This is a genomic window from uncultured Limnohabitans sp. (assembly GCF_937889215.1).
In the GTDB taxonomy this organism is placed as follows: Bacteria; Pseudomonadota; Gammaproteobacteria; order Burkholderiales; family Burkholderiaceae_C; genus Limnohabitans_A.
Genome location: NZ_CALBEX010000285.1, coordinates 1 through 4582, shown reverse-complemented (window position 1 = coordinate 4582; position 4582 = coordinate 1). Strand labels below are relative to the sequence as shown.

Here is a 4582-nt window from a genome sequence, read left to right as displayed (position 1 = left end):
CTCTATGAAGGCGGCAAGCGCCTGTACTACATGGGCCCCATGTTCCGCCACGAGCGCCCGCAGCGTGGCCGCTACCGCCAGTTTCACCAGGTCGGTGCCGAGGTGCTGGGTTTTGGCGGCGCTGAGGTCGACGCCGAATTGATTTTGCTCGCCAACGACCTGTGGAAGGTGTTGGGCCTGAAAGACGTGCGCTTGGAGCTCAACAGCTTGGGCCAACCGGTCGAACGCCAAGCGCACCGCGCCGCGTTGATCGCCCACCTCGAAAAACACAGCGATGTGCTCGACGAAGAAGCCAAGCGCCGGCTGCACAGCAACCCGCTGCGTATCTTGGACACCAAAAATCCGGCCATGCAAAGCGTGGTCGAGGCCGCCCCGCGCTTGCTCGACTTTTTGGGTGAGGCTTCGCTGGCCCACTTCAATGCGGTCAAAGCCATCTTGGACGCCAACGGCGTGGCTTACAGCATCAACCCGCGTTTGGTGCGCGGCATGGATTACTACAACCTCACGGTGTTCGAGTTCATCACCACCAGCTTGGGCTCGCAAGGCACGATTTGCGGCGGTGGCCGTTACGACTACCTGATTGAGCAGGTCGGCGGCAAACCCGCACCCGCCGTGGGCTGGGCTTTGGGCGTTGAGCGCGTGCTCGAACTCATCAAGGAGCAGGGCGAAGCCTTGCCCGATCTGGCCCCCGATGTCTACGCCATCATTCCTGAAACGGCTGCCTTGCCGGTGGCCATGCAGGTGTTGCAAACCCTGCGCGCCTGTGGCATCTCAGCCCAAATGCATGCGGGCACTGGAGAGGGCATGGGCAGCATGAAGTCTCAATTTAAAAAGGCCGATGCCTCGGGCGCACGATTTGCTTTGGTTTTTGGGGCCGAAGAATTGGCCCAAGGCCAGGTGGCGGTCAAATCGCTGCGCGACGGCGCAGGTGCCCAGCGTACCGAGACACTCAACACTGTGGCCGCATGGGCCCACAGCCTACAATCCGCGCTTTGATGCGCTCACCTTATTTCACACACCATGGCCAAAGCCCTCGACCTTGAAGAACAAGAACAACTCGACCAGATCAAGCATTTCTGGAAGAAATACGGCAACCTGATTTCTTGGTTGCTGATCCTCGTTTTGGGCAGTTTTACTGCCTGGAATGGGTACAAATATTGGCAACGCGACCAGGCCTCCAAGGCGGCGGTGTTGTTCGATGAGGTCGAACGCGCCGTGACGGCCGGGGATGTGACGCGCGTTGAGCGCAGTCTGGCCGACATGAAAGACAAGTTCGGCACCACGCAGTATGCGCAGCAAGCCGCTTTGCTGGCTGCCAAGGCTTTGCAAAAAAAAGACAAGGGTGACGCCGCACGCGCCGCCCTGAAGTGGGTGGTTGATGGCGCCACCGATCCAGCCTACCGTGACATTGCCCGTTTGCGTTTGTCAGGCTTGCTGCTCGATGCCGGGAGCCACGATGAGGCGCTGGCCCAGTTGAGCGCGCCTTTCACCCCTGGCATGACCGGATTGGCGGCCGATTTGCGTGGCGACGTGTTGCAAGCCAAAGGCCAGCCAGCCGAGGCGCTGACGGCTTACCAGGCTGCCTGGCAACAATTGGACGACAGCCCCGATTACCGCCGCTTGGTGGAAGCCAAGCTCAACGCCCTGGGCATTGATCCCCAGCCTGCCGCAACCACAGGAAACAACAAGTGACCCTGATCTCTGCATCTGTCTGGCCCCGTTGGTTGGCCATCGCCGCTGTGGCTGTGTTGGCCTCTTGTGCCAGCGGCCCCGATCAACCCAAGCCTTCGCCTTTGCCGCCCTTCAGTGGGACCTTCAAAGTGCAAAAGGTCTGGTCCAGCCAGGTGGGTGCGGTCACGACGCCTTTGTTGGCGTCGGTTCATGGCCAGCAGGTGGCCGTGGCCTCAAGCCAGGGTCAGCTGGCCTTGATCGATGCGCAGTCCGGACGTGATGTTTGGCGACTGAATTTGAACTCGCCGATTCAGGCCGGTGTGGGTGGCGACGGCCAACGCTTCGCTGTGGTCACACAAAACAACGAATTGGTGACGGTGCAGGGCGGTCAAGTACTGTGGCGTCAAACATTGCCGGCTTTGTCTTACACCCCGCCTTTGGTGGCCGGTGGCCGGGTTTTTGTGCTGACTGGCGACCGCGCCGTGAGCGCGTTTGATGGCGCGACCGGACAATCGCTCTGGACCCAGCAGCGCCCCAATGACCCGCTCGTGTTGCGTCAAGCCGGTGTGTTGATGCCTTTGGGTGACACCTTGCTGGTGGGTTGGGGCGGACGCATGGCCTCCTTGAACCCCTTGACCGGTGCCGTGCGATGGGAAACGCTGGTGGGCAGCACCCGGGGCACCAACGAAGTGGAGCGCTTGGTCGACTTGGTGGCGGGTGTCAGCCGCGAGGGCAATTCGGTTTGCGTGCGTGCTTTCCAAGCCACGGTCGCTTGTTTGGATGGTGCCAATGGCCGCTTGGCTTGGAGCCGCAATGCCCAGGGACACCAAGGTTTGGCCGGAGATGACCAGACTGTGTGGGGCGTGGAGTCTGATGGCAAAGTCTTGGCCTGGCAGCGGCAGTCGGGAGCTCCCCTGTGGCGGCAAGATGCTTTGCGTTTTCGTGGCTTGAGCGCTCCTTTGGTCTTGGGGCGTTCGGTGATGCTGGGTGATGCCGATGGCTGGGTCCATTTTCTGTCGCGACAGGATGGGCAGCCCTTGCAACGCTTGAGCACAGACGGTAGCGGCGTGGTCGGCACCCCTGTGCTTGCTGGCCAAACTTTGGTGGTGGTGACACGCACCGGGGGCGTCTTCGGATTTCGCCCTGAATGATGGATCGGAAAATTTTTAAGTGAAACCTGTACTGGCCCTCGTTGGCCGCCCGAATGTGGGCAAATCCTCGCTGTTCAACCGCCTCACCAAGAGCCGCGATGCCATCGTGGCCGACTTTGCGGGCCTGACCCGTGACCGCCATTACGGCAACGGCAAACAAGGCCGACAAGAATTCATCGTGATCGACACGGGCGGTTTTGAGCCCGATGCCAGCAGCGGCATTTACAAAGAAATGGCCAAGCAAACGCAACAAGCGGTGGCTGAAGCTGACATCGTTATTTTTGTGGTCGATGCCCGTGGAGGCTTGTCGGCGCAAGACCACGACATCGCCAGCTATTTGCGCAAAATTGGCAAACCCTGTTTGCTGGTGGCCAACAAGGCCGAAGGCATGCTCGAAGGCATCCAGTTGACCGAGTTTTACGAACTGGGCCTGGGTGAGGTGTTGGCCATCTCGGCCGCCCACGGACAAGGCACACGCGGTCTGCTGGAGTTGGCTTTTGAATCATTGCATTTGCCCGACGAGCCCGAAGAAACCGAGGAAGACCCCTCGGTCATCAAACTCGCTGTGGCCGGTCGCCCTAACGTGGGCAAGTCCACACTGATCAACACCTGGTTGGGTGAAGAGCGCTTGGTGGCCTTCGACATGCCTGGCACTACGCGGGACGCGATCAGCGTGCCCTTTGAGCGCCAGGGCCAGAAGTTCGAGCTGATCGACACCGCAGGTTTGCGCCGCAAAGGCAAGGTCTTCGAGGCCATTGAAAAGTTTTCGGTGGTCAAAACTCTGCAAGCGATTGAATCGGCCAACGTGGTCTTGCTCTTGCTGGATGCAGAGCAAGGCGTGACCGATCAAGACGCCCATATTGCTGGCTATGCGCTGGAAAGTGGCCGCGCCATGGTGCTGGCCATCAACAAATGGGACGCCATCGACGAATACCAGCGCCAGTTGGTGCAGCGCTCGATTGAAAACCGCTTGCCGTTTTTGAGTTTTGCCAACATGCACTTCATTTCGGCCAAAAAGCGCCAAGGCTTGGGGCCTGTGTGGGCTTCGATTGTGCAGGCACACAAGTCGGCCATGTGCAAAATGAGCACGCCCATTCTGACGCGGTTGTTGCTCGAAGCGGTGCAGTTCCAAAGCCCGCAGCGCGGCGGCATGTTCCGTCCCAAGCTGCGTTATGCGCACCAAGGCGGCATGAACCCGCCTGTGATCGTGGTCCACGGCAATTCGTTGGAACACGTCACCGACACTTACAAGCGCTTTCTGGAAGGGCGCTTTCGCAAAGCCTTCAGCCTGTCCGGCACGCCTTTGCGCATTGAAATGAAAACATCTACAAATCCTTTTGCAGACAAAGAATCCAGTTGAGATTTGAGGAATTCATTTTCCATCAAAAGTTCAGCCCCGGCCCTGTGGTAAGGTCAGGGCTTCGAAACTTCTGAACACGGAAAATATCGTGAGCAACAAAGGTCAACTTTTGCAAGACCCCTTTCTGAACGCACTGCGCAAAGAGCATGTGCCGGTCTCGATTTACCTCGTCAACGGCATCAAACTGCAGGGTCAGATCGAGTCGTTTGATCAGTACGTGGTGCTCTTGCGCAACACCGTCACCCAAATGGTTTACAAGCACGCCATTTCGACCATTGTTCCCGGTCGTTCTGTCACTTTCAGCACCCCCGAAACCGGTGAAATCACCGCTTGATGCGGTTTTTGCGCTATCGGCGGTGTGACACCGCAACAGCAGGTTGCTGACATTGTCTGAAACATC

At 58.9% G+C, this 4582-nt stretch carries 5 protein-coding genes; all 5 read left to right on the top strand.

The genetic code is table 11. The features are described 5' to 3' along the window. On the top strand, nt 1–996 hold a 996-nt coding region (gene hisS, locus Q0341_RS07230; RefSeq protein WP_299511577.1), incomplete at its 5' end, for a histidine--tRNA ligase. Between the two features lie 24 nt (nt 997–1020). Continuing rightward, entirely contained in the window at nt 1021–1692 is a 672-nt protein-coding gene (locus Q0341_RS07225; RefSeq protein ID WP_299511575.1) for a tetratricopeptide repeat protein, read from the top strand. Further along, on the top strand, nt 1689–2822 hold the full coding sequence (bamB, locus tag Q0341_RS07220; protein ID WP_299511572.1) for an outer membrane protein assembly factor BamB: 1134 nt from the start codon (nt 1689–1691) through the stop codon (nt 2820–2822). The genes Q0341_RS07225 and bamB overlap by 4 nt, the downstream gene beginning before the upstream one ends. A gap of 19 nt (nt 2823–2841) precedes the next feature. After that, nucleotides 2842–4182, top strand: coding sequence for a ribosome biogenesis GTPase Der (gene der, locus Q0341_RS07215; protein ID WP_299511570.1), 1341 nt, complete (start codon nt 2842–2844; stop codon nt 4180–4182). Nucleotides 4183–4252: 70 nt separating this feature from the next. Further along, nucleotides 4253–4516, top strand: a complete 264-nt coding sequence (hfq, locus tag Q0341_RS07210) for an RNA chaperone Hfq (RefSeq protein ID WP_040506060.1) — start codon at nt 4253–4255, stop codon at nt 4514–4516. Nucleotides 4517–4582 lie beyond the last annotated feature (66 nt).

Bases quoted from the DNA above. Each gene is read 5' to 3' on its own strand.
- Q0341_RS07225 (WP_299511575.1), top strand. From the start codon at position 1,021: ATGGCCAAAGCCCTCGACCTTGAAGAACAAGAACAACTCGACCAGATC.